At 42.4% G+C, this 25,489-nt stretch carries 24 protein-coding genes and 1 pseudogene; 6 read left to right on the top strand and 19 right to left on the bottom strand.

From position 1 onward, the window contains the following. The first annotated feature begins 582 nt into the window (after positions 1-582). Positions 583-1,974, top strand: coding sequence for a nitrogenase iron-molybdenum cofactor biosynthesis protein NifE (gene nifE, locus V7K85_RS08250; protein WP_334812593.1), 1,392 nt, complete (start codon positions 583-585; stop codon positions 1,972-1,974). A gap of 91 nt (positions 1,975-2,065) precedes the next feature. Here the strand turns inward: nifE and V7K85_RS08245 are convergent, their stop codons facing one another. From V7K85_RS08245 to V7K85_RS08225, 5 genes are all read right to left on the bottom strand, one after another. Further along, the gene (locus tag V7K85_RS08245) at positions 2,066-3,286 is read right to left on the bottom strand and encodes an acyl-CoA dehydrogenase family protein (protein WP_334812591.1); all 1,221 of its coding nucleotides are present in this window, start codon (positions 3,284-3,286) and stop codon (positions 2,066-2,068) included. A 245-nt stretch (positions 3,287-3,531) separates the two neighbouring features. Beyond that, positions 3,532-4,530, bottom strand: coding sequence for an iron-siderophore ABC transporter substrate-binding protein (locus tag V7K85_RS08240; RefSeq protein ID WP_334812590.1), 999 nt, complete (start codon positions 4,528-4,530; stop codon positions 3,532-3,534). Between the two features lie 114 nt (positions 4,531-4,644). Then, complete coding sequence (locus V7K85_RS08235) at positions 4,645-5,397, bottom strand: alpha/beta fold hydrolase (protein WP_334812589.1); 753 nt, start codon at positions 5,395-5,397, stop codon at positions 4,645-4,647. Positions 5,398-5,465: 68 nt separating this feature from the next. Next, positions 5,466-8,213, bottom strand: a complete 2,748-nt coding sequence (locus V7K85_RS08230) for a TonB-dependent siderophore receptor (RefSeq protein WP_334812587.1) — start codon at positions 8,211-8,213, stop codon at positions 5,466-5,468. Positions 8,214-8,601: 388 nt separating this feature from the next. Next, positions 8,602-8,832: a hypothetical protein gene (locus tag V7K85_RS08225; RefSeq protein ID WP_334812585.1), complete on the bottom strand. Its 231-nt coding sequence runs from the start codon at positions 8,830-8,832 to the stop codon at positions 8,602-8,604. A 367-nt stretch (positions 8,833-9,199) separates the two neighbouring features. Between V7K85_RS08225 and V7K85_RS08220 the strand changes: the two genes are divergently transcribed. The 4 genes from V7K85_RS08220 to V7K85_RS08205 all read left to right on the top strand — a co-directional run bounded on the left by V7K85_RS08220 (position 9,200) and on the right by V7K85_RS08205 (position 10,556). Next, positions 9,200-9,478, top strand: a complete 279-nt coding sequence (locus V7K85_RS08220) for a hypothetical protein (protein ID WP_334812584.1) — start codon at positions 9,200-9,202, stop codon at positions 9,476-9,478. Continuing rightward, positions 9,471-9,668, top strand: coding sequence for a type II toxin-antitoxin system RelE family toxin (locus V7K85_RS08215; RefSeq protein ID WP_334812582.1), 198 nt, complete (start codon positions 9,471-9,473; stop codon positions 9,666-9,668). The genes V7K85_RS08220 and V7K85_RS08215 overlap by 8 nt, the downstream gene beginning before the upstream one ends. 54 nt (positions 9,669-9,722) lie before the next feature. Further along, positions 9,723-9,869 (top strand): hypothetical protein, encoded by a 147-nt coding sequence (locus V7K85_RS08210; protein WP_334812580.1) that lies wholly within the window; start codon positions 9,723-9,725, stop codon positions 9,867-9,869. Positions 9,870-10,196: 327 nt separating this feature from the next. Beyond that, on the top strand, positions 10,197-10,556 hold the full coding sequence (locus tag V7K85_RS08205) for a hypothetical protein (RefSeq protein ID WP_334812578.1): 360 nt from the start codon (positions 10,197-10,199) through the stop codon (positions 10,554-10,556). Between the two features lie 127 nt (positions 10,557-10,683). On the opposite strand, the gene V7K85_RS08200 is transcribed toward V7K85_RS08205, so the two are convergent. The 14 genes and pseudogenes from V7K85_RS08200 to nifH all read right to left on the bottom strand — a co-directional run bounded on the left by V7K85_RS08200 (position 10,684) and on the right by nifH (position 24,491). Beyond that, on the bottom strand, positions 10,684-11,286 hold the full coding sequence (locus V7K85_RS08200; protein WP_334812576.1) for a cytochrome c oxidase subunit 3: 603 nt from the start codon (positions 11,284-11,286) through the stop codon (positions 10,684-10,686). A 190-nt stretch (positions 11,287-11,476) separates the two neighbouring features. Next, positions 11,477-13,165, bottom strand: a complete 1,689-nt coding sequence (gene ctaD, locus V7K85_RS08195; protein WP_334812574.1) for a cytochrome c oxidase subunit I — start codon at positions 13,163-13,165, stop codon at positions 11,477-11,479. A 14-nt stretch (positions 13,166-13,179) separates the two neighbouring features. Beyond that, on the bottom strand, positions 13,180-14,115 hold the full coding sequence (locus tag V7K85_RS08190) for a cytochrome c oxidase subunit II (RefSeq protein WP_334812572.1): 936 nt from the start codon (positions 14,113-14,115) through the stop codon (positions 13,180-13,182). A 45-nt stretch (positions 14,116-14,160) separates the two neighbouring features. Next, a complete protein-coding gene (locus V7K85_RS08185) occupies positions 14,161-14,778 on the bottom strand; it encodes a DUF2231 domain-containing protein (protein ID WP_334812570.1) in 618 nt (205 codons plus the stop codon). Further along, entirely contained in the window at positions 14,775-15,275 is a 501-nt protein-coding gene (locus V7K85_RS08180; protein WP_334812568.1) for a DUF2231 domain-containing protein, read from the bottom strand. Before V7K85_RS08180 ends, V7K85_RS08185 begins: the two co-directional genes overlap by 4 nt. 605 nt (positions 15,276-15,880) lie before the next feature. Further along, positions 15,881-16,381 carry a phosphate-starvation-inducible PsiE family protein gene (locus V7K85_RS08175; protein WP_334812566.1) on the bottom strand — a complete coding sequence of 167 codons (501 nt, stop codon included), beginning with the start codon at positions 16,379-16,381 and terminating at the stop codon, positions 15,881-15,883. A gap of 143 nt (positions 16,382-16,524) precedes the next feature. Beyond that, a complete protein-coding gene (locus tag V7K85_RS08170) occupies positions 16,525-16,761 on the bottom strand; it encodes a hypothetical protein (RefSeq protein WP_334812564.1) in 237 nt (78 codons plus the stop codon). A gap of 511 nt (positions 16,762-17,272) precedes the next feature. Continuing rightward, a complete protein-coding gene (locus V7K85_RS08165; protein ID WP_334812562.1) occupies positions 17,273-18,094 on the bottom strand; it encodes an NADPH-dependent oxidoreductase in 822 nt (273 codons plus the stop codon). Positions 18,095-18,519: 425 nt separating this feature from the next. Beyond that, entirely contained in the window at positions 18,520-19,296 is a 777-nt protein-coding gene (locus V7K85_RS08160) for a 2OG-Fe(II) oxygenase (protein ID WP_334812560.1), read from the bottom strand. A 415-nt stretch (positions 19,297-19,711) separates the two neighbouring features. Then, positions 19,712-19,840 (bottom strand): annotated as a pseudogene (locus tag V7K85_RS08155) (TOBE domain-containing protein); the annotation flags it as partial. 205 nt (positions 19,841-20,045) lie between these two features. Further along, a complete protein-coding gene (gene nifV / locus V7K85_RS08150; RefSeq protein ID WP_334812558.1) occupies positions 20,046-21,164 on the bottom strand; it encodes a homocitrate synthase in 1,119 nt (372 codons plus the stop codon). Between the two features lie 202 nt (positions 21,165-21,366). Continuing rightward, entirely contained in the window at positions 21,367-22,803 is a 1,437-nt protein-coding gene (locus V7K85_RS08145; RefSeq protein WP_334812556.1) for a substrate-binding domain-containing protein, read from the bottom strand. A gap of 311 nt (positions 22,804-23,114) precedes the next feature. Beyond that, on the bottom strand, positions 23,115-23,501 hold the full coding sequence (locus V7K85_RS08140) for a hypothetical protein (protein ID WP_334812554.1): 387 nt from the start codon (positions 23,499-23,501) through the stop codon (positions 23,115-23,117). Positions 23,502-23,666: 165 nt separating this feature from the next. Beyond that, positions 23,667-24,491, bottom strand: a complete 825-nt coding sequence (gene nifH / locus V7K85_RS08135) for a nitrogenase iron protein (protein WP_334812552.1) — start codon at positions 24,489-24,491, stop codon at positions 23,667-23,669. Positions 24,492-24,649: 158 nt separating this feature from the next. Between nifH and V7K85_RS36415 the strand changes: the two genes are divergently transcribed. Further along, a complete protein-coding gene (locus tag V7K85_RS36415; protein WP_442940556.1) occupies positions 24,650-24,811 on the top strand; it encodes an IS1-like element transposase in 162 nt (53 codons plus the stop codon). Positions 24,812-25,489: the final 678 nt, after the last annotated feature.

Below are 25,489 nucleotides of genomic sequence, written 5' to 3'. Positions count from 1 at the left end.
GACTGTGCTTTTTCTGTTGTCTTTAGTTGAGCAATTATCGACGATTTATCCAAAACAAACATCCATAATCAACTCATATATAGTTAGAATAGTCTGTCTATTTTAATTAATAAATATTTTATTTATCTTAGAATAAATTTAGACAATACTGTCTATTTTTAACTGGTTATATTCCTGATATTTCAATGTTAATTCATCCGACTGTTATCAATTTTACTATTATTAATTACAATTATTGTTAGGATTTTGAAATCAAGGAATTTAAAGAATTTTTATTCTCAGAATACAAAGTCTCGAAGAATATTTTTTGTGTCGCTTGACAAATTAAATGATCATTTACCAAATTAGTGTCAATCTAGAGCCAAAAAACGATTTTCATTCATCTTTGTATTCGTGCTGTTAGTAGCAAGAACTGTACTTATAGAGATCCGTACTACTCGGATTAAAGATTTTGGCTATTGCTTACCTAGAGGATATTTTAGGCTAATAAATAGAACTAACAAATAATTCGCCAAGCAATACCGCGCCTTCTAACTCCTAAATCTTGACCCTTTTGTATTAATCTTCAGTACGAGGAAAGGCATGAAAAATACTCAAGTAAGAATCAACGAACCACTTAACGAAACAGCTTGCAAACATAACCCAAAAAAATTGGGTGATAATAAAAAACTAACTTGCACAAAATCACCACAACCAGGTGCAAACCAAGGAAATTGTCCTTTAGATGGAGCGATGGTTTCTGTCGGAGCTATTACTGATGTTGTTCATTTAGTACATGGTGCTGTTGCTTGTACTCATAATCCTTGGGCGACTCATGGTAGCCTCTCATCAGGCTCTCAATTATACCAAACTGCTTTTACTACTGACTTTGGTGAGAATAATGTCATTTTCGGTGGTGAAAAGAAACTGTACAAAGCTATTCTCGATGTTGCTCAACGCTATAATCCTGCGGCTGTTTTTGTCTACGCTACTTGTATTACCGCTTTGATTGGTGATGATATCGATAGTGTCTGTAAAATGGCTGCACAGAAAATTGATATTCCGGTTGTGTATGTAAATTCGCCTGGATTTCTTGGTAGTAAAAACTTAGGTAATCGCATCGGCAATGAGACTTTATTGAAATATGTAATCGGAACGGCAGAACCAGAATTTACCACCCCTTTCGATATCAATATTGTTGGTGAGTACAACGTTGCTGGTGATTTGTGGAATGTTTTACCACTATTCAAGAGATTGGGAATACGTGTTCTCTCCAAAATTACGGGTGATGCTCACTATAAAGAAGTTTGCTATGCTCATCGTGCCAAGTTGAATGTAGTCATTTGCTCAAATGTAGTGCTGCCAATGGCGCAAATAATGAAAGAACTTTATGAAATTCCTTATATTGAAGAATCTTTCTTCGGTGTGGAAAACTTAAACCATTGCTTGCGAAATATTGCAGCAACATTAGGGGAGAAATATCTTCAAGAACGTACAGAATGGTTGATAAAAGAAGAAAACGCAGCCTTAAATATTGCCCTAGCTCCCTACCGTGCCCAGTTGAAAGGCAAACGGATTATTCTTTCTACTGGTGGTGTAAAAATTTGGTCGATTATTTTAGCTGCCAAAGATTTGGGAATGGAAGTGATTGCTACCACTAACGCAAAGACTACAGAAGAGGAGAAAGCCAAAATTAAACAATATCTTGGTCAAGATGGCATTATTTTGGCTGAAGCAACCCCGGAAGTATTACTACAAGTTATAAAGGATATAAAAGCTGATGTGTTGATTACTGGGACTGGCAATAAATATACAGCACTCAAAGCACAAATTCCTTTTTTGGATGTTAACCATGAACGCCATCATGCTTACGCTGGTTATATGGGGCTGGTGGAACTGGCACGAGAATTGTATGAAGCCTTGTATAGTCCTGTGTGGGAGCAAGTTAGGAAACCTGCTCCTTGGGATGAAAAAATCAACCATGATGTCGCTTGACAAATTATTTGTCAAGCAACAGAATCGCACGATCAATCTTTTCCACCACAAGTTGCCTCAATCTCTCTAATGTAATTTTTATTGCAAATTTTTACTCAATAAGGTCTTCTTGGCGATTTGGGTGGGTGTTGAAATAGGCCTGATCAAAGGATTGCCCTAGAATCTCCTGACCAATTGAGGACAAAACGCGATCGCAATTATCGTGCAATACGTAAAAGGATAAATCTCGCAATATTCGCTCCACAGGACTCGGTTTAATCAAAGAGCGAGATCCACAAGCGTGTATGCAGTCGTTCACCGTTTCCAAAGCCAGTTGTTCAGTTATGTAACGGGCGCGATTGCCTGCTTGTTTTGCTCCTAATACCTGGCCTGTTTCCCAAAGAGTGGCTACCTGCCGCAGCCAGAAATGCATAGTATCTATATTAATTGCTGCCTTAGCAATTCGGTGTTGTACGTAGGGGTCGTGTCCTTTTTCCTGTTTGTTGATGTATGCTAAAGCATAATCATAGGCTCCTTCAGCAGCTCCGAGAAAAGCAGCGCCATACAGAGGGGTAAACCGCGTCTGCCACTCCTGTTGGATGTACTGTCCTGGATAGCCAATCAAGTTTTCTTTAGGGATGAAAGTGCGTTCAAAGCGAACTAAATAACTCACTGTACCTCTCATCCCAATTGGCTGCCACCAACTATCATCAAAGCTAATACTGGGGTCGGATAGGTTGCAGGCTAGTAACAATACTGATGTCGGTGAGCCATTGCTATGACGCGCTCCCCCAGGCCCTGCTGTGTTGACCAAGAGAATTGCCCACTGTGCTTCTGGGGCACTGGTGGCGAATACCTTTGTACCATCTATGATGTATCCCTCATCTACCACTTGAACATTTGTGCCAAGGCTGGCTTTTTGACCTGGAATCTGAGATTGGGGTTCTCCACTCCAAGCCGCCCATTTCTCGCCACGCTGGACAATACCCTCAAACCAGCGCTTTTTCTGAGACTCATTAGCCATAGCCGCTAGTAAAACTTGGGCATTTGCGTGTCCTTCCCAGCAACGAGCTAGGGATAAATCTACTTTTGCCAGTTCCTTAGTCATCATCCACAGGGTAAAGATATCGCTATCATGTCCTAACCCTAGACCACCATATTCAGTTGGCACAACAGGTGCATTGAGACCTGCTTGAAAAAGGTCTTCAAAATCTTCTCTTGGGAAGCTAGCATTGTGGTCATAACCAGCTGCGCGAGAGGCGAACTTATCGCGTGCAAGTTGGCTGATGCGTTCAATCAGAGTTTGCTTGTTGAGAGTTAAATTGAATATCATTTAATAGAGTTTTCTAGACTTGTTTTTAGTTGCTAATTTTATATCTTGTACCAGTAGCTTGATTGCAATTTGTGTAAGCAGCTTATTTTAATCCGATATGAATAATAATTATATTGATAAATAAAAGTAGCATATTGATATGTACGCTCAGAACATATTGTTTGTCTTTTTCGATATAGACTTGAGACTGACAACTCGAAAATTAACCACTAATAAAAATGATGTTACGCCTTTGCACACTTTATTCATTTACTCCTGGTTTTTTCAAGTGGATGCAAGATATAAGTAAATAAATCATTAATAACTCGATTAGCTGATATGTAGCTACCTGTGAGCCAATAATAATCATCAACTACATAAACTTTACCCTGCCTAACAACATTAAGCTTAGACCACAGTGGCTCTGCCATGAGTTGATTGACAGCTATCTTTGACTGTGCAGGGTCTTTGAAACCGTAGCGCACTACAAATAGGATATCACCATCTATCTGAGTAAGGCTCTCTGGAGAGATATTGTAGCCAACGGGGTTGCCCGCTTTCTTTTGAGTTGCTTTAGCATCCAGATTTTGCGAAGGAGGACGGATTAGACCAGCATCCTCTATAATCACTCCAGAGAATGCGCCCTTGGTCAACGGGTTAATCGTCTTTGGGATGAGGCGCACGACGGAAACCAAAGTTTTTTTGAGTCTCGAACCCATCTTTTGTTTGAATTCGGCTAAACGTACGTTGTAATCATCTATTAAGCGTTTTGCCGTCTCGGTTTTTCCCAGAGCTTTTGCTGCTGGCATAAACGGTTTTTTCCAGTCTCCATTGCTTTGCACCTTTAGCAGAACGGTGGGTGCAATGTGAGACCATAAACTGTAAGTATCCCGGTTCCGCATCGTACCTAAGATCAAGTCCGGCTTGAGAGTTATAACCTTCTCCATGTTCGGTGGTGTCAGAACCGCACCAATGTTTTCAACGCCTGGATGCTTATCCTGTAAGCCTAGCCCTTGGAGAGTTTTAACTGGATCTGGAGCACCTACCAGATTGGCTCCTAGAGCTAGAGGTATTTCCACTAGCCACGGATCTATAACAACGACTCGTTGAGGATGGACGGGAACTAGAGTCTGACCCATTGCGTGTTGGACTACGTGGACGGGCACAGGTGATGTCTGGCTTGAGGGAGCGATGGCTATATCGCGGATCGGTAATTGACGACTAAAGGAGTTGCAAGCAGAAATTGCCAAGAGCGTGAGCAGCATAAAAAAGCAGAACTTAGGCATATTAACAAAGTGAAAAATATAGAAGTGATGGTAGAGCGATCGCGTCTTGGTTATGCAAGAAGAAGGGATATATACGTCTTAAAAGAATACTTGTTAATTTGTCAAACTTTGAGAAACTAGTTGAAATGTCAGCATTGATTGTAGATGATATGGTTGCCAAAAGCTCAACATTTTTTGGCCTATTTGTTGAGGATAAAAGTAGTGAAAAAAATGATAACCTTTGGGATATTCCCACAGATTATCTTCAGGCTTAAACTCTTTTAACCAGCCTTTTAATGCAGGTGAATCAACAATGGGATCGTTCTTGCTCCCACATACCATCATGGGCATAGAAACCCCGCCTTGAGGTAACTCAATTAATTTGACAAGAGAGTGTGAAAGAGGGGATTGTTCTAAATCTCTACATAACACAGCCATTAACATTTTACTAGTATTATGGGGTTGCTCACCAAAGAGATGACGAACACAGCTTGTTAAAACTTGCTCACGACTCATAGTAAATAATTTCCTTTGCAAATAATAGTGGACATGCCAATTATTAGCAGGTTGAGAAGCTACAGCCAATAAGACCAACGAGCGCACTTTTTGGGGATAGCGACGAGCAAAAGTTAAGGCGATCGCACCACCTGCACCATGACCTGCTAAATGTACTGGATGAGAAGATGATGCTAAGAATTCATCCATTAAATCTACAGCTTCATCTATGGAACTACCTTCATCTTTGTTGTGGTGATATTCCCACTGATTCACATTCATATACTGCGATATGTATTGTAGTAATGGGTGATCAAAACGTTGCAATACATGACTAGAACTGATCCAAACAACATCGGTATTATCAGACATAAATACTCTCAAACGTCAAAATTTGGAAATAATTAATTTTTCAAGCGTGCCATTCCCCTATTGCCCGATCAAAACTCCCAACTTACTGTTCCCTCCACAATAAATGGGTCTTCAGGATAAACAAGGTTGATATTTCGAGCGGTGTAGTACCGAACATCGGACAGATTCTTGAAGTTAAGTGCAAAGCGAAGGCGATCTAATCGATAGTAGACAGCAGCATCAAGCCGTAAATAACTCGGTACACTGAACGAGTTACTCAGATCCCCCTGCCGATCGCCGACGTAGAATAAACCCAGTCCAAACCCTAACCCTTGCAAATTCCCTTTACCAAAAGTGTAAGTCGTCCACAAACTCGCGCTATTCTCAGGAACATTCACTAGTTGGTTGCCAATAATTGATAGGTTGCTATCTTTTGTCACCTGTGCATCCGTATAAGCATAGGAAGCAATCACATTCCAGCCTGGCAATATCTCGCCTGTAACGTTGAGTTCAACACCTCGACTGTGTTGTTCCCCTGTTGCGATAGAGTAGGTGAGATGATTAGGGTCAGTTGTCAAAATATTAGATAAAGTCAATTGATACAAAGCCAAGGTTGAAGACAGCTTGCCACCGAAGAAATCAGTTTTAACTCCTACTTCATATTGAGTACCACGACTAGGTTCAAATAAACTACCCTCAAACGTAGTTCCAACATTTTGGGAGAATGATTGACTGTAGCTGGCATAGAGTGAAACGGGTGGGATAGGCTTATAAACAAGACCGACACGAGGACTAAACGCAAAGTCTGATTGACTTTGATTGCCACTTGCCCTTAAAAAATTGGTAACTTTATTATCGACAAAATCTCCGCGTCCGCCCAAAACCAAGTTCAGGTTATTAGTAAGTGAGACTATATCTTGAACATAAAAACCGAGTTGATCGTTTTTAGTTTTTTGATTAATTCTAGAAACAATACCACCAGGAAGTTGACCATAGACAGGATTAAATAAATCTAGAGGTGCAAGAGTCCGCATCGTCTGATCGAACTGAACAATATCTCTGTACAAGTCAAAGCCAGCAACTAATTCATGCCCAAGGCTACCAGTTTTAAATTTACCTACCACATGATTATCTAAAGCATACTCATCATCGGCAGCAGGTCCTAGATAGTCTTGCCGTGTACGGTTTATACTCCGTTGGTCGGCTCGTAGAGAGCCAGGATTAGCAGTATCTGTTGTATATCTTAAAGACCTAATATTAAAAGCATTTACCAAAGACCAATTATCACTAAAACGATGTTCAAAGTTATAGCCCAATAACATAGAACGACGATCATTTGTGGCACCTTCATCTAATGTGTTAACATTGAGCGGAATTTTTCCGTTTCGGTTAGGCAAGACAGTTCCGAAAGCAGGTAGTCCCGTTCTATGAGCCTGCTGTTGATCTCGAAACTCACCTTCAAAAGTCAGCTTCGTATTCTTACTTATTTGCCAACTCAGAACAGGTGCAATTAGATAACGTTGATTATAAAAGAAGTCAATAAAACTTTCTGTGCTGATGTAGGAAGCATTTAAACGATAAAGCAGCGTTTTGTCAGAATTGAGAGGGCCAGAAATATCTAAGGTTGGTTGATAGAAACTATAACTGCCAAAAGTCATACTGGTGGCGAAGTAAGGCTCACTCAGCGGCTGCTTGGTAACAAAGTTAATCGTACCACCCGGATTACCTTGACCGTAAAGGACAGAAGCTGGCCCCCTCAGAACATCCAGCCTTTCAATGTTGGCGAGTTGAGATTGTCCTGAGACTGCTCCTGCTGTATAGTCCTTAAGACCGTTGCGAAGGATGTTGCTCGTCTGAAAACCTCTAATTGTAAACACATCACCATTAGTCGGCGAATTAGAGGCTTGGACAACACCGACACTTCTTAGGGCATCAATGGTATTAACGGCTGCTTGATCCTGCCAACTCTGTCGAGGAACCACCTGAATCGACTGAGGAATGTCCTGTACCCGCCTATTAGTCCGAGTTCCCACAGTCGTATCGGGAACCTGATATCTAGACTCTGTGTCTGGAGTACCAGTTACTACTAGTTCTATTGGCTCTTGGTTTTGCTCAGGCGTAGTTGTTGGTTGTTGTGCAGTTGTTGGCGTAGCCTGTCGTAGAGAAGTTGTCGTATTTACCTTAAATACTAAACCCTCAGTATCACTATCAAACAACTCCACCTGTGGCGCACCCTGGTTTCCCACAATTGTCAATCGCAGGGTGTTATTACCGATATTTACAACTGTTACCTCAGTAATCCCTGCGACTGGCTTTGATTGTCGGAAACTCTCCCCACCAGCAAGCTGTAACTTGGCATTGGGAATATCTACAATGTAAGAATTACCCTCTGTCTTCGGTGAAACTTGCAATTTCTTGGAGTTAGCCGTGACTAGAATTAATTCTATCCCCTTATTAGTGGTATTCACCTTTACATCTGTAATTAACACTACATCTGTTGTGGCTTGACTTAGTTGAGCGATCAAGTTCTTTACTTTGTTGATGCTCAATAAATATGATGTGCTGCTAAGGGAACGTTTTATAGAATTGGGTTGGCCAACTTCTGATATGGGTGTTTGCTCTTGCTTCGCTTTTAACTTGGTGACTAAAGCAGATTGAACAGAGGTTTTTGTAACTATCGATGCGTAAGCGTAGCCCGCCGCAGGCATCGCTTCTTTTTTCACTGGGGACTGTCCAAAAGTTGGCTCTTGCCTGACTAGGCTACTACCGAAACCAACGCAAACACTTGCTACCAAACTTAGCAAATACCTATTATACACACCCTGATAATTGATCATTCCACTTTCCTACCAATCTTTATGCCAATATTTTTTACTTTCGCAAGAAAAACTTACATTGCGAAGTATAAGCAAGATTGAATAGGAAATCAAGCATTTATGTTGTTTTCCAGACAATTATCATGATAAGAAAGATTCTTAACAAGATGCTGACATCTGAGTTTTTATCCAGCGTGGCGTTACTTTAAAGGAACTTGACGTAATAGAACAAATGTCCTGGTATGGCTTTAGACCGCTTCGTTTGAGTAGTAGTAACGTAGTTTAGAGATGTTTACTGGAATGCGATCGCAGTTCATTAAAGACTGCGATCGCAACAGGTTCGTGTGTCCACGATGGATTTAAGAATAGCAACGGTCGGCATCCAGGCAGCCTTAGATATTAAAGGACGCTATTCCCCTGGCATCAGTAAACGGTAAAGGAAGTTTTTACTTACTTGGTTTTGTCTAGCCATTTCCAGAAGGAGTATATCTCTATTTTTGAGGAGGACGAAAAAGCATTGAGCATCGAGGTAATCATCGTTGTGTAATCCTTCATCAGCTACCTTTGTTTCCTCTATCTCTTCATAGTTCAAGTAATGCTCTTTGTCCTCAACATCTACTACATTAAATACGATCGGCATTGGCTTTTAAGGTATAAGAGTACATTGTCGAGCATAAATCGTATAGTTGCTTCATGTCTGTTGGTTTAGTTGCAAAATACAACCCTCCTGGAATGTCCTGAAATGGTTCAGGATTTCAGTATTCCAAGGTCATCTAATGAGCCTTTGGTATTTTAATTAAGTCATTAATTAGGCAACTTGGAACAAATTAAGGCAACTGATTTCTCTGGTAATTGGCACTCATCGCTTCACCATTGGCTTACAGTAACGTGTGTTTTTATCGACACGAGTTAGCGTTTGAAGTTTGTCTAAAAGCAAAATGAAGGGTGTTGCACAACCAGCAACCGTCTTACAATAGACAGTAAACCTTAAAGTTGCAAAGTAAGCGATGAGTACTACGGATAATTCGCCGATCGAGGATAGGTCATCAGCAGATTTAGTAGCTGTGACAGAGTTACAGCGCCAGGTTAATGACTTACTCAAGCAACTGTCGCCAGAGCAATTACAGGTGCTTACTGATTTTGCGGCTTATTTAGCAAATGCTGAAAGCGAAGGTGCAACCCAAGAACTTTTGGCAATTCCAGGATTGCTAAAGCGAGTTAAGCACTCATCAGCAACTCTTAAAACCCTTTACACACCCTGGAGAAACCTTCGCTCTGATGTATGAATTTGTTCTCCATCCCGATGCCCAAAAGGTTTATATCAATGCTGACAAAGCCCTAGCGAAGAAAATTGCCCGATGTTTGCAGCAGCTAGAGCAAACTCCCCAGTCACATCTTAACATCAATGCCTATAAGGGAGATTATGCAGGGCACTATCGCTACAGAATCGGCGACTATAGGTCATTTATTCCATAGACGATGAAGTGGTGCAGGTGTTTGTTATAGCGATCGCCCATCACAGTGAGCCGTATGAACCGTGAAAGTGAAAGGTTGGTCGGCTCTACATTCCCTAGTAGGCTGCGATCGCAAAAGGAAATAGCCAAATTAGGAAATTTTAAAGTGAAGCAGAACAGATATTCACAGCAAAAGTTTGGCAATCTCATCAATTACGGCTAACGAGTTTTTAATAGCCCAGCCCAAAGACTCAGAAGAACCTGAGTACTACATTATTCATCCAGCTAGATACTCACATTTACTATACGCTGAAGGGGGCGGGTTTAGTATTCCTGATTACTTTAAAAACCCTAAATGGGCAAGAATGGGTGCTCGTCGAACAGACTAGGTAATTATTGATTTTGGTAATCAGTTCTCAGCCTATCGAGAATTTGGAAATGAGGCGATTTCCCAAATCATCAATGAAAATAAACTTGAGATATATAAACTTAGCATTGCCCATTTGCCTAAACAAAACAGAAATATCTTCTAAAACGTTTAAAGTATATTTTGGACAATGGTTACTATTGCTACTCTTTAACTAAATCATCAGTAAAACAGGCTTTGAGCTTATTTTCAGAGTTTACATCTGAGCATAACTGTAAAGATAATGTTCGCAATACTGTTAATGATATTTTGATATTAGCTACAGCTATTGATAAAGAAAAGAAGTTTTTAACAGATGACAATTTGCTGAATCGTTTTGCTGCTGAGTATTACGAAGCACCCATCCATGAAGATAAAGATAAATTATTAATTGATTTTTCAGAAAAGGTAGTTGAGAAAAGGAAAAACCAAGAAAGTAAAGGATACATCAATAGGGGTTGGAGTTATGCTGTGCGTAAGAACCGAGCAGCACGAGAAACCTAACAATCCGGTTAGAGCGGACTTCCGAAAGCTTTTTGTGTGGATGCAAAGTTTGCTAGCAGCCGCTCAACCGGAACGTTGTGTAAGTCCTAATAGCTATTTTCTGCACAAAACCTCAGAGCACGGAGTTTCATTGCCAGAGATAAATTAGCACAAACAAAACAATCCAGATAACATCAACAAAGTGCCAGAAAATAGAGGTGGCATTTACACCAAAATGACCTGTGTCGTAGTTACCAGGGATGAAAGAGCGACCCAAAACAATTATCTGCAACAAAATACCAGTGAGAACGTGCAAACCGTGGAAGCCTGTTAACAAGTAGAATGTGCCACCGAATGTCCCGGAGGTGAAGCCAAACTCCAGATGGCTCCATTCAATCGCTTGTCCGACTAAAAAGTAACTTCCCATTGCGATCGTTGCCAAGAGATACAGGCGAAACCCTTTCAAGTCATGACGTTGGAGGGCTTTTTCTGCTAAATAGATGACAAAGCTACTGGCAACTAGAATGACTGTGTTGATTGCCGGATCTTTGACTTCTAATCCTGAAACACCAGTTGGTAGCCAGTTAGGAGTCGTTGTTTTGTAGATGATATATCCGGCGAAAAAACTTAAAAAGATGACGCTTTCAGACATCAGAAACACAATGAAGCCAAACATCTTGTTGCCTTCTTCGTCGTGGCTATGTTCTGCGCTTGTCTGATGCAACTCATTTGAATTGATATAACTGTCCATTGGTGGAATTCTCCTTTACCTTGCAGACTGCGATGTGTAATTGTCTGATTCCCTTGTTAAGAGCCAGAGGCTCTTAATGCCGCTCATTGAGGCTTTGCCTTTCTTACTCGCGGCAGCAGCCCAATAAAGATCATTTCCAGGTATAACCTGGAAACGAGATTTTAAAATGGTTTTAGTTCCCAAATAAAAGTCAGTCTGCGCTTGTCAATGTTGAATGACTGTTTTCGCGTAGGTTAGCTGTTAATGGTTTGGACTTGCCGTAACCGTAGGGTTCAGAGATGATGATCGGAATTTCTTCAAAGTTCTCTACTGGGGGCGGTGAAGAAACTAACCACTCTAATCCAATTGCCCGCCAAGGATTGTCAGGTGCTTTCTCGCCTTGCATCCAAGAAATCACCATGTTGAAAATGAAAGGCAAAGTAGATATTCCCAACAAAAATCCGCCGAGGCTAGCAATAACATTCCAGAATTGATATTCCGGGGCGTAGGAGGCAACTCGGCGTAACATCCCTTGTAATCCCAAAGGGTGCATGGGCAAAAAGTTGAGGTTGGTGCCGATGAATGCCAGCCAGAAGTGCAATTTACCCCAGCTTTCGGAGTACATCCGCCCAGTCATCTTCGGGAACCAGTGGTAGATGGCAGCAAATAAGCCCATCGTCACTGTGCCGTAAAGAACGTAGTGGAAGTGTCCCACTACAAAGTAGGTATTGTTAACGTGGACATCCACAGGCACAGAGGAAAGCATAATGCCTGTGATACCTGCGAATACAAACATTACCAACGCACCCAAGGCGAATAGCATCGGTGTGTGCAGTCGCAGCTTACCGCCCCAGATGGTCGCCACCCAAGCAAATACTTTAATGCCCGTAGGTACAGACACGCACATTGTTGTCATCATGAAAATCAACCGCATCAAGCCTGAAGTACCGCTGACGTACATATGGTGTACCCAAACAATACCGCTGACTAGTGCAATCAAGATGGATGAAACGGCAACTACTTTGTAACCAAATAGGGGTTTACGTGAATAAACTGGGAAGATTTCCGAGAAAATCGCAAAGACAGGCAAAATAATCACGTAAACGGCGGGGTGAGAGTAGAACCAGAAGTAGTGCTGGAACATTACTGGATTCCCACCTTTGGCGGGGTCAAAAAAGCTAGTACCAACTGTGAGGTCGAGCAGCAACATCACCGCACCTGCTGTCAGTGCAGGTAGTCCGAATAGTTGGATAATCTGGGCGCTAAACACTCCCCAGACAAACAACGGCATTCTGAAAAAGCCCATGCCTGGGGCCCGCATCTTGACGATGGTGGTGACAAAGTTAACTGCCCCCATAATCGAGGACACACCGGAAATTGCCACCGCCAACAACCAGACAACTTGCCCATTAATCAAGTTACCTGTGGGATTTTGGAGGCTGACTGGTGGATAAGACCACCAACCCGCTTGGGCTGGGCCACCAGGAACCAAAAAGCTACCCATCAAAAGAATTCCCACCACTGGCACCATCCAAAAGGCAACAGCATTGAGGCGGGGAAATGCCATGTCTCGCGCCCCAATCATTAAAGGCACGAGATAGTTAGCAAAACCAACTAGGGAGGGAAATGTCCACAAAAACAGCATTATAGTGCCGTGCATAGTGAACATCCCGTTATAGACGGTGCGATCAACTAAATCAGATTCGGGTGTAATCAGTTCTCCCCGAATCACCATCGCAAAAATACCGCCGATGAGAAGGAAGAAGAAAGAAGTAACGAGGTACTGAATACCAATAACCTTGTGGTCGGTGCTAAAGCTGAAGTATTTCTTCCAGCCGTTGGTCGTTTCGTGGTGCGGCTTCTCACTAGGGAAAATGCCTTCAATTGGGATATTTGTCATCGATTCGTTTCCTTTCAACCGGGATAATTGACCAAAGGAGGTGCCGCAGGTGCAACTCTGACCCAACCAGTTTTTACTGACTTACTGGCTGCTTGGGCATACTCAGAATTTGCTTGATTGTTGGCGGGAGATGGTTTTTGGGTTGCGGCTTTGGCTAACCACTGGTGGTAATCCTCTGGTGATTCGACAACTACATTCGCCTGCATGGTGGCAAAGTATGTGCCGCTATATTGGGAATCGGTAAGCCGATATTTACCCGCACGGATGGGGGTAAATTCAAAGTCGATGGTGTGGTTAGGAATAATATCTTGCTTGAGGCGGAATGCTGGAATGTAGAAGCCGTGGAGAACGTCTTGTGATTGCAGTGCCAAACGCACGCGGCGATCGCTAGGTAAATGCAATTCGCTACTGGTAATATCTTTCTCAGGGTAGTGGAACACCCAAGCCCATTGTTTAGCTAGAACATCAATCTTTTCAACAGGTTTTGCTAAGTCCTTTTGTGGTGCTGCATAGGCCGATTCCATCCCCATCGGGTTATGCAGATGGACAAGTTCCATCGGTCCTTGAATCCCCATTTGCTCATAGACTTGGTAGCTATAACCTGCAATCCAAAACACCAAGAGAATTGGAATGGCTGTCCAGACGACTTCCACTGCCACATTACCATCAATTGGGGGGCCGTCAGTGAAGTCATCTTTGACTGCCCGATGGAAGATCACAGAATACATCAGAGTACTTGTTACTCCCAAGAAGATGAAGGCACCGAGGGTTACTAAGAAGCTAATCAAATCATCAATTAGTTGGGATTCGGCTGCTGCTTGTGGAGGAAGCCAAAAATAAGCCTGTTTACCAATCCAGAGACTAAGAGTAGTCACGGCGATGCCTGCGGCGGGCAATGCCAACGCGCCTGTAAGCAGCGTCAAAATATTTAAAATCTTCTGGATTTTCATGGTCTTTGGTTATTGGGCATGGGGCATGGGCAAATGACTAATGACTCATTTGAGTGTTGTGTTCAGGTCTTGGCCCAATCGCAGCAAATTATCTGCTGTATTGTGTACGCCAAATTCGGTGGCTAGTTGCGCTCCTAGTGTGCCGTGGATGAACATAATGAACATGATTGCTATGCCTGCGAACAGATAGATCCACTGCACTTCTCTATCTGTCTGTTTATATGCTTGTTTATCCCAGATGTAGCGCTGCCACCCTCTCCAAATAGTCATGCCAACAATCAGTGCTAATAAAAAGACGCCACCTATACCATGCCAAATCATGGTTTGCATTGCCTGTAATCCCCAGGCACTCTTGACATCAGTAGGTGGTGCAGCTAAAAGCATTTCGTAAAAGCCTGTCCCCACGGTGAAAAAAGTGATGATGCTGGAAGCGATCATGTTGTACCAGCCAACATCAAAGAAGTTGGCACGTTTTACAGTAATCGCAAAATATTTGAAGACCCATATTTCCAAAGGAAACAGCACACCAACGATATCAAAGGTAATCCCAATGATGAACAAACCCAGGGTGAAATGGACTAAGTTAGGATGAATAGGAATGGTGTAAGGCAGTCCGTTGGCACCTAGTTGTCTACTTAATTGGTCAATTAGTTCCGATCTCATCGCAAAATTCCATTTTTTAGTGCTTCAACAACTGGCACTGTGTGCAGTCCATATACCCAAACAAGTTCATCTCCAAGATATACTTGCAAGCCAACTATTAGGGTTAAAAACAGCCCCGCTATCATATAATGAATCGGTAATTTGTCAGGATTGCGTGTACGAAGTACATAACGCCAAGCTGTAATCGCTGCAATAATTCCAGACAGCGACCAGCCAAGCAGTGTATGCATGTTCAGTACTGCCTTAACAGCATCGTAAGGTTTTGCCAAGCCAGCTTCAAACTGACCAAAGATGACGGCAATAAAGATGGCGATCGTGGCGACACACATATTCCACCAACTCACCTCAAAAAGATGAGCATTACCAGTGAAATAACCAACTACATCGCAGGCAAAGGCAAACATCACCATCGCAATTACGAAGTGGACAACGATGGGATGAATTGTATCTGGGTAGGGTAAATTGTGGTCGTTGAAAGATGTAATAAAGTCAAGCATTATCTTCTAGTCAATCTATTAGTTAGAAGTTGATATTTGGTGTCATAAAAATGACTTCTAACCCTTAAGACTCACAACCTTTTGACTTATATAACGACTCAGGTTGGACTTAAAAACTGTCAAAATAACAGCAGTAGTTCTCATTATGAGAATTATTTTTATAGGGCAGCTTCATTTCGATAGGTAAAAGCCTTGGAATCTGATGCACTCCACCAAATAGGCTTTGGGCATTATTACGCCCAATGTTGCAGTGCCATTGAAGGTTAATAGGCAAGAAACGAGGGACTTGAGTGAAAAATACTCAGAAGGCGCTTAACGCTGCATAGCTGAACTGAGAACGTTTATTATTGGCTGAACGCTAATCAAAGATGTTTGACTGAATCAACCTCACTTCTTGGCTTATGAGCTAACAAGATGCAAAAACTATACCCTTAAGAGAAAATTTTGCATAGTTCAAGCTCATAATACTAGTGATTCTTATGTCTACCTTATTTTTTTTTGAAGAACTTTTGCGTTTTTAATTCTTCATATATAAAGAATATCATACATCTGGCAAATTTACTTGCGATCGCCAACTAATTTTCAAACAGTATTTGTGGTTACAATTAATCAGAAGTTAGATGATTTTCAGCCAGAAATTGGTTTTTTTCTGTTGTTTCGGGGTGAGGAATTTTCACATGCTCAAGAAAACGAGATATCCAAGGTAAAGCAACCATAATTCCTGTTAACACTAGTAAAAATATCGCTATCCCAAAAATTTGGTCACGGGGAATTTCGAGAACACCGCGTAAAATTACCTCTCTTAAAGCAGAAACAATAGTAATTTCCACTGCTGCGGTCACGGACGTTCTCTGTTGTTGTAGATGATCAATTAACAGGCGGAACAACTCTACTAAAATCAAAATGAACAGGATATCAGATGTTACTTGCCGCAAATCCAAGGGATGCAAAAAGGAGAAGAACATATCTCCGAGTCGGATCAACATCACACAGAATAAACCCAGGCAGAGAGAAATGATAATAAAATCTTGAAAAAACTCCAAGTTCCGGACAATTCTATTTCTTTGCAACCAATTATTTAAATTTGAAGTTAGCCCTTTTAGCATAGTATTTCTTAACAGTCTAGATTCATTTATCTCCCTAACCAAAATAGTGCTGAGTATCTAGCGTCGATTACTCAGCACTCATAACTCGGTACTGTATTCAATCCCCATTATTTAGCTATGGGGTTCCACTCAGCCCGATTAAACTATTTTGAACCGTTCAAGTCACCACTCACCGTTTCTACGGTTTTAATTTTGGATACTGCGGTTGTTAAGTTATTCGCAGCCTTGATGATCTCTTGTAAGGTTTCGTTTATCATCTTCTCATCAAGAGAGGTTTCTAATAAGTAAGTTTCTACGAAAATCTCTACTCGATTAACAATTATTTTGGCTTGAGAGCGTAGTTTGTTGAGGTCTTTGGTAGACAACTCTTTCATATTCATTGTTTGAAGCTCCTTTGGTTTCACGGGGTAAATTCTACATTTTTGGTCAGCAATTCTCATGACAAGAGCGATTCTTACAGTTCAGCCCTTTTTGGAGAGATAAAGCTTGCTGGAATACCCATTAAATCGTTCGCCTGTTGACTGCTTAAATGCCTTCAGATTCCCTAAATTATTATAAAGGTTTCAAGCAGGAGAATTGCTGGGGCTGGCGATTTAGCGAGTCTATTTATTCCTTAGGACTTACGCACTGAAATTATCTTTGAAGACTGGAATGCACCCTTTGAGTCTTTAGTGAAGCGGTAACAAATCTTTAAGCGTCATAAGTTTTGGTGCAGACATCAGAAGTTATTCTTTAGTCCCGACTGCGCGTAGCTTATTCTCTACTAGTATGCCACGGCGTAAATAGAGCAACCATTTAAAATCCCTAAAAAGCCCACTCCATAATACTTTTGACTTTTGACTTTTGACTTTTGACTTCCGCCTTGCGGTGTCTTCTGGCTGCTGACTCCTTTTATAGCAACTTTAAGCCGAAGTTGTTGAGAGTTTCACGTAAGTTCTTGCATCCTTTTAAATAGTCTAAAGTTGCGATCCGCTCGGCTGAGTTTTGTGACCAATCAACAGCAGCATTCATCTTTTGTTCAGTATAGAATTCCTTCATGATATCGTTGTAGTGAGCGATCGCTTCATCTTGTTCTGCCAATTTGTAGGTTTCCCGGTGCAGTACAGCTGACTGCGGTAAACGTGGCTTAATAGCAGGTTGTACCTCAGGATTGGGATAACCCACACACAATCCAAATACGGGGAACACAAAAGGTGGCAAATTTAGTAGTGTTGCTACCTCTTGGGTGTTATTGCGGATTGCGCCAATATATACCGTTCCCAAACCAACAGATTCAGCGGCTAGAGTGGCATTTTGCGCTGCCACCGAGGCATCGACTATTGCTTTAAACAACAGTTCTATGTAATCCAGAGCCACATGAGGTAGTCCGCGACTGTCAGCAATATGAGCCATCCGACCTAAATCTGCTAACCAAACCAAAAATACAGGAGCCTGGTTAACCCATACTTGGTTATTAGACAGCTTGCATAATTCTGCTTTACGCTCTTGGTCTTCAACCGCTACCACACTCCAGGTTTGCAAATTAGCTGAACTAGCAGCAGATTGAGCAGCTGCAACTAGCCATTCCAGGGTTCCTGGTGGTAAAGGGTCAGATAGATAAGACCGAACTGAACGGTGAGATAGTAGTGTTTCTAGAGAGTCATTCCAGTCAATTTCGTAATTGAAGGGAATCTCACCGTAGCGCGATCGCAGTAATTCTGTAGGATTAGTCATAGTCAGCTTTTGAACTCCAACACTTTTTTACGATTTCAGAGGGATTATCAACCACGAGAAATAAGGAGGACAAGGAAGAACCAGAAAATCAGGAGGCTGATTTTCTGACAAAAGTAGAAAGAAAAGACTTGACCGTGCCAATTTTAGATTTTGGATTTTAGATTTTGGATTGAAGAATTAAAAATTATTTCAGTTCATGCCCCGTCCCTAGTGGAGTGAGTGCGGTCTTCTCCCTTGGCGCTAGGGTTTCCACAAGTAGAGCAACTCGCATGGCGGAACAGGTCCAAAATCCAAAATCCTCAGCAGCCGTACTACCCTTGTGGTCGGGGTCAATCCAAAAGACGGTCGCGGACTCTCTAAGAGTTGCCATGCCGCAGGCTTTACGCTGCGCTATCGGCAATCTAAAATCTAAAATTGTTTGACTGCTACACAGCTAGCTGGGTTTCTCCGAAATCTGAAGTTAGACGACTATTCCGAAAAAAAGCAACTCGTAAAGCTAGCCGAGACTCCGATACAGGAGAAGTAAGCGGAGTTACCATATGCCAAGAATTATCAGAACGCACGATCGCAACTGAGGAATCGCTCAGAGGTAGAATATCTTGGAAGGCAGATTCCGGCTGGGAGTCTTTGAGAATTCGCAAACAGCCTCCCCACTCTTCAGACCATTGTTGATTGAAAAATAGCAGATGAGTTAAAACTTTGTTCGGCTCGTCTGTATGGGGGTGATGCAGATGTCCTAAGTTATACCGACGAAATCCAACATCCATTACACAGTTATCTAGTTCCAACCCAGACATTTCGGCTATTGCTGAGCGGTAAGAATCTGTCCACAGTTCTTCTATCAACTCTTGCCAGACATTACTGAGGTGTCCCAAGTCACAAGTAAGTCTGCCTTGTGCCATCCGCTGTCGCCAGCGATTATCGTTAGATTTGAGCATCAAGGAAATATCTTCGCTAGTGGCAAGCATCTTTCCCCAGGAGTATCCGTATCCCTCTCCCTCCGACAGGCGAAACTCTTCGTGGGGAAAACTCGCAGTTAGTTCTAAACTTGCTTCTGTTGAAAGCAGGTTTTTGATCAAAGCCCAATTATATGGGACTTTTTGCATTGCTGTGGCACGAATCGACTGAAAATTAAGCATGGTAGAAAAAAAATGCTTTAGTAGAATTAACCAATCCTGACTACCCTGGACATCAAGTGGCATTAGAACATCAACAATCAATTTACCGCTACATCAAGAAGCTCTGCTCAACCGCAGAAGTTTCATCACTGGAACGGTTAGAGAGTTGTTCCAATCAATTTCTCAATTGAAGGGAATCTCAGTCCCTGCGCGATGGCTTTCTTTGCCCACACTTCTCTACGAGACGCTACGCGAACGGCAAAGCTCAGTGACCACGGCAGGCATCGCAATATTTGTGTAGGATTTCTCATAGTCAACTTTTGAACCTGAACCCTTTTTTACGATTTCAGAGGGACTATCAACTTCCCTGTTACGAGTTTGTTTGGACGCAAGACAACTCGCTTTAGCGATAGAGATTCTTCACCACTTTTCAAAGTAGGTCAAGATCAACCTCGCCATAATCAAACTGCTTCGCCTGCTGTTTGAGTAATTTTGGCTGAAGATTACGCAACAGGGAGCGCAACACATCAGTCTTAGTGCGTTGAAACTCTTGACAGTATTGCTCCAGAAGTTGTCGTTCTTCTGTAGACAATTGAAAAGTGATCCATCCTTGCTTTTTTCTCGGCATAGCCAATACCAACATAATTGGTAATATCTTAGCAGTTAGTACAATAATTGCGATGCCTGCGGCGGAATTGTTATGCGTTCTTAACCAACTTCACTTTTGATTCAAATCTTCTGTTGTCAAACTGATGAAAGTTTAGAAGCTGATGTACTTACGTTTTAATAGGTAAAAGCACAATGCAACTTAATGTTTTGCTCGATGTGTGCGTTTACCCTTGGGGAACCAAACTCAGGAGTTCTTCAACCGTGAGACTGCGCTTAACTTTTACTGACTGATGCTTTACAGCATCTAGCACTGATTGAATTTCTGGCTGACTGAGCGTGATTCCATGTTCTTGTAGCACACTGAATATCAAATGCCGACCAGAATGTTTGCCTACAACAAGGCGACGTTCCCAACCAACATCTTCCGGCGCAAACGGTTCGTAAGTACCCGGATTTTGCAGCACACCGTGAGCATGAATGCCCGATTCGTGTGCGAAGGTATTTTCACCCACGATCGCTTTCCAGGGAGGAACCGGCCAGTTGGCAGCTTTAGCAACTAACCGTGACAGTTCCAACAGCCGTTTTGTATCAATGCCCGTTTGGATACCGTAGATGTGTTTCAGTGCCATCACGATTTCTTCCAGCGCCGCATTGCCTGCCCGTTCGCCGATCCCGTTTACCGTGGTGTTAACCGATAACGCCCCTGCTTCAAGACCAGCCAGCGAGTTCGCCATTGCCAGTCCAAAGTCATTGTGCGTGTGCATTTCTATGGGAATGAATAGATGATGCACAAGAGAGCGAACTTTGCTGTAAGTAGTCAGAGGATCGAGAACTCCTACAGTGTCACAGAAGCGAAACCGAAAAGCTCCCAACTCTTGAGCATAAAAGGCCACATCCAGCAAAAAAGATTCATCGGCTCTAGAGGAATCTTCTCCACCAACAGATACAGATAAACCGCGATCGCAAGCGAAATTTATCGCATCCCGCAAAAGATCTAGCATTTTCTGCTGCTTGCCCCCAAACTTGGCGGCAATCTGAATTTCTGAGACAGGAACGGAAATATGCACTCGCTCCAAACCACAATCTATCGATGCCTGAATATCAGACAAATTAGCCCGGTTCCAGCCCAGTAATTTGGCGTTTAATCCCAGACTGGCAATGGCTCGGATCGACTCTGCTTCTTCTTGCCCCATTGCCGGAACGCCAATCTCCAGTTCTGGAACACCAATGGCATCAAGAAAGGTGGCGATCGCAATTTTTTCTTCAACGTTAAAGGCTACACCTGCTGCTTGTTCGCCATCTCTTAAGGTTGTATCGTTAATTTGAATCGGATGTTTGTTCATAGTGAAGTGATGATTCATGAGCGGCTAACTTGTTGTGTGATTTTTATTTGCTTGAGTAATTCGTAATTGAAAGACAGAGCAACTAACTTGAGTTGTGGAAATTAAAACACATATTCCTTAGGAGTGGGCTAATAATTACGAATTATGTTAGCGTAGCGGGGTGTAGCCCATTACGAATTACGAATTATGTTGACACTCCAGTTTAAATATTTGCTACAATTTCCCCTATATTGCTAATGTCATAGCCGCCGAGAATCTCTAATTGCGATTGGACTAGCCGATGTCCCAAGCTACTAAGCAATTGCTGTATTGGTGTTTCTTCCAAGTATTCTTTGAGAATCACCAAGTCGTATCGCGATCGATGTAGGGGGATAAATCCCAACCCAAAGGCAGCAGCTACAGATGCCGTACTGACACCTGCATCAGCAATTCCTGACACTACAGATAGAGCGATATCTTGATGGTTGTGGACGATATGGTCAAATCCTTTAACTGTATGCAATGGTATCTGTTCTTCTTGGAGTTTGCGTTCCAAAAGCATACGACTACCACAACCTAATTCACGGTTGACAATAGTTATTCCTAATTCCACTAAGTCGCTGACTGTTTTGATTCCCTTTGGGTTTCCTGGTGGAACCAAGAGTCCTTCTTCCCAAACTCCAAGAGTGATTAAAACTGCACTCCTACCAGCTAAAGTTTCCCGTACATAGGGAATGTTATGTTCTCCAGTTTCCGGATCGTACAGGTGCATCCCAGCAATGTGAATTTCACCTCGGCACAGACTACGCAATGCTGTCATACTGTTGGCGAAAATATGATGAACTCGCAGTTGCGGATGCCAACGTTCAGCTGCTCTAGCCCAGAGGGAAATCATCGGCGTACAACCAGCAATCACAACTGTATTTTGGAATTTATCGATATCATCAAGCAGCCGAACCAGAACTTTATTTGTACCTGTTTGGTTCTGTAATTCACCCTCCCGATATGCCTTAACCCCATCGGAGAACGGCAGTGTGATTATACCTCTTAACCCTTTCGCCAGTTCCTCAACAGGGGAAACACTCGAAAGTTCTGAATTGAAGTTTCCTTTGCTCAGACTTCTCTTTGCAACGGGGTGGCTCACCGCAACTGCTTCACCCTCCGGGTTCAGCAGTTTGCTTATGCCGGGGAACCCGTCCACCCTTACGGGTGACGCTCCTACGTCACTACCGCTTGCGCTAACGCCACTCCCTACAACGGGGGGAACCCCCGCAACGGGGTGGCTCACCGCAACTGCTTCACCATCAGCCGGAATCATTTCGATGTGAAAAGCATCGTTCCCAACCAGGGGATAAGCTATCCATTGACCACCAACCCGCGCTAGACTAACTCGCAATTGCTGTCCGCTCTTAACTGATTTGGCAAGAACTGCTTCAACTTCTGATAAATCTTCCTTAAAGCAGAATAAGTCCTTGACTGGGCAGCCAAGCGCCTTGGCTAAACGCAGTGAGATAGCAACTGAAGGAGCATATTGTCCCGATTCCACACCACCAATACTCTGACGGGTTACGCCAGCCATATTAGCTAAATCTTGCTGACTCATGCCCAAGCGAGTTCTAATTGACTTCAGGTTGTTGCAAAGATGCACGTCCAGTTTCATGAGACTGTATCTCTCCGTTAGAAAAAGCCACAGCTGACAAACTTAATATGTTGGGGCAATAGCAAGGTTTGCTAGTTTTTGGCGTTTTTATTGGAAGACATATTGATGTTTTGACAATTTCACTTCTTTGCTGCAAGCATAGCATACGTCTTGCCAAAATACTTGCATTTGTGGATACAATTTGGCGATCGCCTTTTGCTCATCTGCTAACCAAGCCGGTCGTCATCAAGAGAAAATGCTCAAACCCCAAGGCATCGGGTATTCAAAAACTCTCAGTTTTCGCGTGATATTTAGTTACGGCAACACAACTTTTAGTCCGACTGCGGTAAGTCCTGATCTAGATACCCATTGCCTTTTTTTATTGGTACTGCCACCCACTGGAGTTCCAACCATAGGATCGGGTTCTTTTCCTTCAACCTTGAGGCGCGATCGCGAATAATGCGTGTGGCGTTTATGCAAACAGCGTCCGCTATCCCCAAATCTTGGGCAACGCCTCTGAAAATGTCTTTGTAGGCATTGACTGAGGCAAACAGCATGTTAGGATAATATACAACAAAATGTTGTATAAGTTTCGGGGGGCAGCCCCAGTAAGAGTTTACGAGTTCGACGTGGCAGTACTGGAGCAACTCGCCGACTTTGGGACAGCGACCCTCAGCTACGGTGATAAATTTTTGGACTAAAACCTCTTCAGTCAACATAATAAGTTCTACTCCTTCAATGAGGTAGACAAATTTTGACGTGGTTCACAACGTCGATTTCTCAAATGGTGGTAAGAAGCTTACGCAGTTTTTCTGCTTTTTCGAGTCAGAGGTTGCCAATTGCTCCAGACACTTTGGATGAGGGATAATCCCTACTGCATTGTCCTAGCCAAACAACCCAAACTTTACTAGCAGTTCCTCAAGCTGATCGTTAGACATAGATTTCGGAGCCACAAAATCTGTGTTCTGGTCAATTGCCGTTGCCAGGTTGCGATAATGCTGCGCCTGTTCAGACTCAGGAGCATACTCAATCACCGTCTTACGGTGGAACTCTGCCCGTTGCACCATGTTGTCTCTGGGTATGGAGTAAATCATTTGAGTGCCCAGTTTCTCTGCCAGAGCTTTGATCAAATCATCTTCCTGATCGACTTCGCGAGAGTTGCAGATTAATCCTCCTAAACGTATACCGCTTATAGGAGCATACTTCTGAATGCTTCGGCAGATGTTGTTGGCGGTATACATTGCCATAATTTCCCCAGAAGTGACGATGTAAATTTCTTGAGCTTTGCGTTCACGAATGGGCATAACAAATCCACCGCATACTATCTCACCCAGACCATCATAAAATGTATAATCAAGTCTAACTGCTTCATCATAGGCACCAAGTTGTTCCAGCAACCCAATTGATGTCAGGATACCTCGACCTGTACATCCTACACCAGGTTCTGGCCCACCCGATTCCACACAAAGGGTCTTCCCCCATCCCTCCTGGCGGAAGTCTTCTAGATTCACATCATCTTCTTCTTTACGCAACGTATCGAGTACAATCTTCTGATGGAATCCCCCCAACAGGAGCCGGGTAGAGTCTGCTTTCGAGTCACACCCAACAACCATCACCTTACGATCCATATCGGTCAGTCCAACCACTACGTTTTGAGTCGTTGTAGACTTGCCAATTCCCCCTCTCCCATAAATAGCAATCTTCCGCATAAAAACCTCGGTAATGGCGCAGACTTGTTGATTTGGCTCCAGGATTATGGTGTAATCAAGCAGAGTGTTGAATCAAAATGGAGTTGTAGTTTTTGAAAGAGTTTACTGTCGAGGTTGTGATAGCATCAACGTAGTCAGACAGTGGACATTAGCCGTCTATCCAGCACTGTAAATATTGCAGCTATCTGCTAGAAGTCAAACAGCTTATTACAGATATAGCAGTAAATATGAGTGGGATACGAGATACAACAAGGGTGCTAAAAATTAGTCGCAATACTGTAAACAAAAATTCAAAAAACTTCCACAGCGACGGCAGGTGAATGAGAAATTTTTGCTTCATCACAGCAAGAAAAACATTATTTTCCCTTGAAGGAAGATACATAAAAAAATCAGTCCAGCCTACCCTATGGCAACGGCTTCGCCAAACGAAAAACCGAATTTTTAACGGCTTTGCTCCACTTCGATTAACGTTATGCCGTCACCAATAAATGATGAGGCTGGTCTGATACTCACTTCAAAGGAACCTAAGGAGTTTTCGTCCTTTTATTAGATTCCCTATAAATAAAGAATATCATACATTGGGCCAATTTACTTGCGCTGACCAATTAATTTACAAAGAGTATTCGTAGTTACAATTAGTTATCAGCTAAAGAGTCCGAAAGCCTATAATTGCGTTATTCTGTTGTTTAGAGTGAAGAAAATATCGCCGATTTCTCCAAGATAGATATCTATAATCAGGACATAAATTCAATCATTCATCTCTTCTTTTCTAGTTAGAATAGTCTGTCTATTGCAAGTGAGTAATTTATGATATATCTAAAAATAAATATTGCTTTTAATTTAGACAGAACTGTTTATTCATAACTGAAGATGTCATACATTATTCATATTGACTCACCTGAGTGTTACCAGATTGACTATTATTAATTAAACCGGGTGATAGGATTTTGAAATCAAGGAAGTCAAACAAGTTTCTTGATCAAACCAAAGATATAGAA

It is taken from the genome of Nostoc sp., from assembly GCF_036917615.1.
In the GTDB taxonomy this organism is placed as follows: Bacteria; Cyanobacteriota; Cyanobacteriia; order Cyanobacteriales; family Nostocaceae; genus Nostoc.
The sequence above is the reverse complement of the archived record's forward strand: the minus strand, read 5'-3'. Positions and strand labels throughout refer to the sequence as shown.

Bases quoted from the DNA above. Each gene is read 5' to 3' on its own strand.
- nifE (WP_334812593.1), top strand. From the start codon at position 583: ATGAAAAATACTCAAGTAAGAATCAACGAACCACTTAACGAAACAGCT.
- V7K85_RS08245 (WP_334812591.1), bottom strand. From the start codon at position 3,286: ATGATATTCAATTTAACTCTCAACAAGCAAACTCTGATTGAACGCATC.
- V7K85_RS08240 (WP_334812590.1), bottom strand. From the start codon at position 4,530: ATGCTGCTCACGCTCTTGGCAATTTCTGCTTGCAACTCCTTTAGTCGT.
- V7K85_RS08235 (WP_334812589.1), bottom strand. From the start codon at position 5,397: ATGTCTGATAATACCGATGTTGTTTGGATCAGTTCTAGTCATGTATTG.
- V7K85_RS08230 (WP_334812587.1), bottom strand. From the start codon at position 8,213: ATGATCAATTATCAGGGTGTGTATAATAGGTATTTGCTAAGTTTGGTA.
- V7K85_RS08225 (WP_334812585.1), bottom strand. From the start codon at position 8,832: ATGCCGATCGTATTTAATGTAGTAGATGTTGAGGACAAAGAGCATTAC.
- V7K85_RS08220 (WP_334812584.1), top strand. From the start codon at position 9,200: ATGAGTACTACGGATAATTCGCCGATCGAGGATAGGTCATCAGCAGAT.
- V7K85_RS08215 (WP_334812582.1), top strand. From the start codon at position 9,471: ATGTATGAATTTGTTCTCCATCCCGATGCCCAAAAGGTTTATATCAAT.
- V7K85_RS08210 (WP_334812580.1), top strand. From the start codon at position 9,723: ATGAACCGTGAAAGTGAAAGGTTGGTCGGCTCTACATTCCCTAGTAGG.
- V7K85_RS08200 (WP_334812576.1), bottom strand. From the start codon at position 11,286: ATGGACAGTTATATCAATTCAAATGAGTTGCATCAGACAAGCGCAGAA.
- ctaD (WP_334812574.1), bottom strand. From the start codon at position 13,165: ATGACAAATATCCCAATTGAAGGCATTTTCCCTAGTGAGAAGCCGCAC.
- V7K85_RS08190 (WP_334812572.1), bottom strand. From the start codon at position 14,115: ATGAAAATCCAGAAGATTTTAAATATTTTGACGCTGCTTACAGGCGCG.
- V7K85_RS08185 (WP_334812570.1), bottom strand. From the start codon at position 14,778: ATGAGATCGGAACTAATTGACCAATTAAGTAGACAACTAGGTGCCAAC.
- V7K85_RS08180 (WP_334812568.1), bottom strand. From the start codon at position 15,275: ATGCTTGACTTTATTACATCTTTCAACGACCACAATTTACCCTACCCA.
- V7K85_RS08175 (WP_334812566.1), bottom strand. From the start codon at position 16,381: ATGCTAAAAGGGCTAACTTCAAATTTAAATAATTGGTTGCAAAGAAAT.
- V7K85_RS08170 (WP_334812564.1), bottom strand. From the start codon at position 16,761: ATGAATATGAAAGAGTTGTCTACCAAAGACCTCAACAAACTACGCTCT.
- V7K85_RS08165 (WP_334812562.1), bottom strand. From the start codon at position 18,094: ATGACTAATCCTACAGAATTACTGCGATCGCGCTACGGTGAGATTCCC.
- V7K85_RS08160 (WP_334812560.1), bottom strand. From the start codon at position 19,296: ATGCCACTTGATGTCCAGGGTAGTCAGGATTGGTTAATTCTACTAAAG.
- nifV (WP_334812558.1), bottom strand. From the start codon at position 21,164: ATGAACAAACATCCGATTCAAATTAACGATACAACCTTAAGAGATGGC.
- V7K85_RS08145 (WP_334812556.1), bottom strand. From the start codon at position 22,803: ATGAAACTGGACGTGCATCTTTGCAACAACCTGAAGTCAATTAGAACT.
- V7K85_RS08140 (WP_334812554.1), bottom strand. From the start codon at position 23,501: ATGTTGACTGAAGAGGTTTTAGTCCAAAAATTTATCACCGTAGCTGAG.
- nifH (WP_334812552.1), bottom strand. From the start codon at position 24,491: ATGCGGAAGATTGCTATTTATGGGAGAGGGGGAATTGGCAAGTCTACA.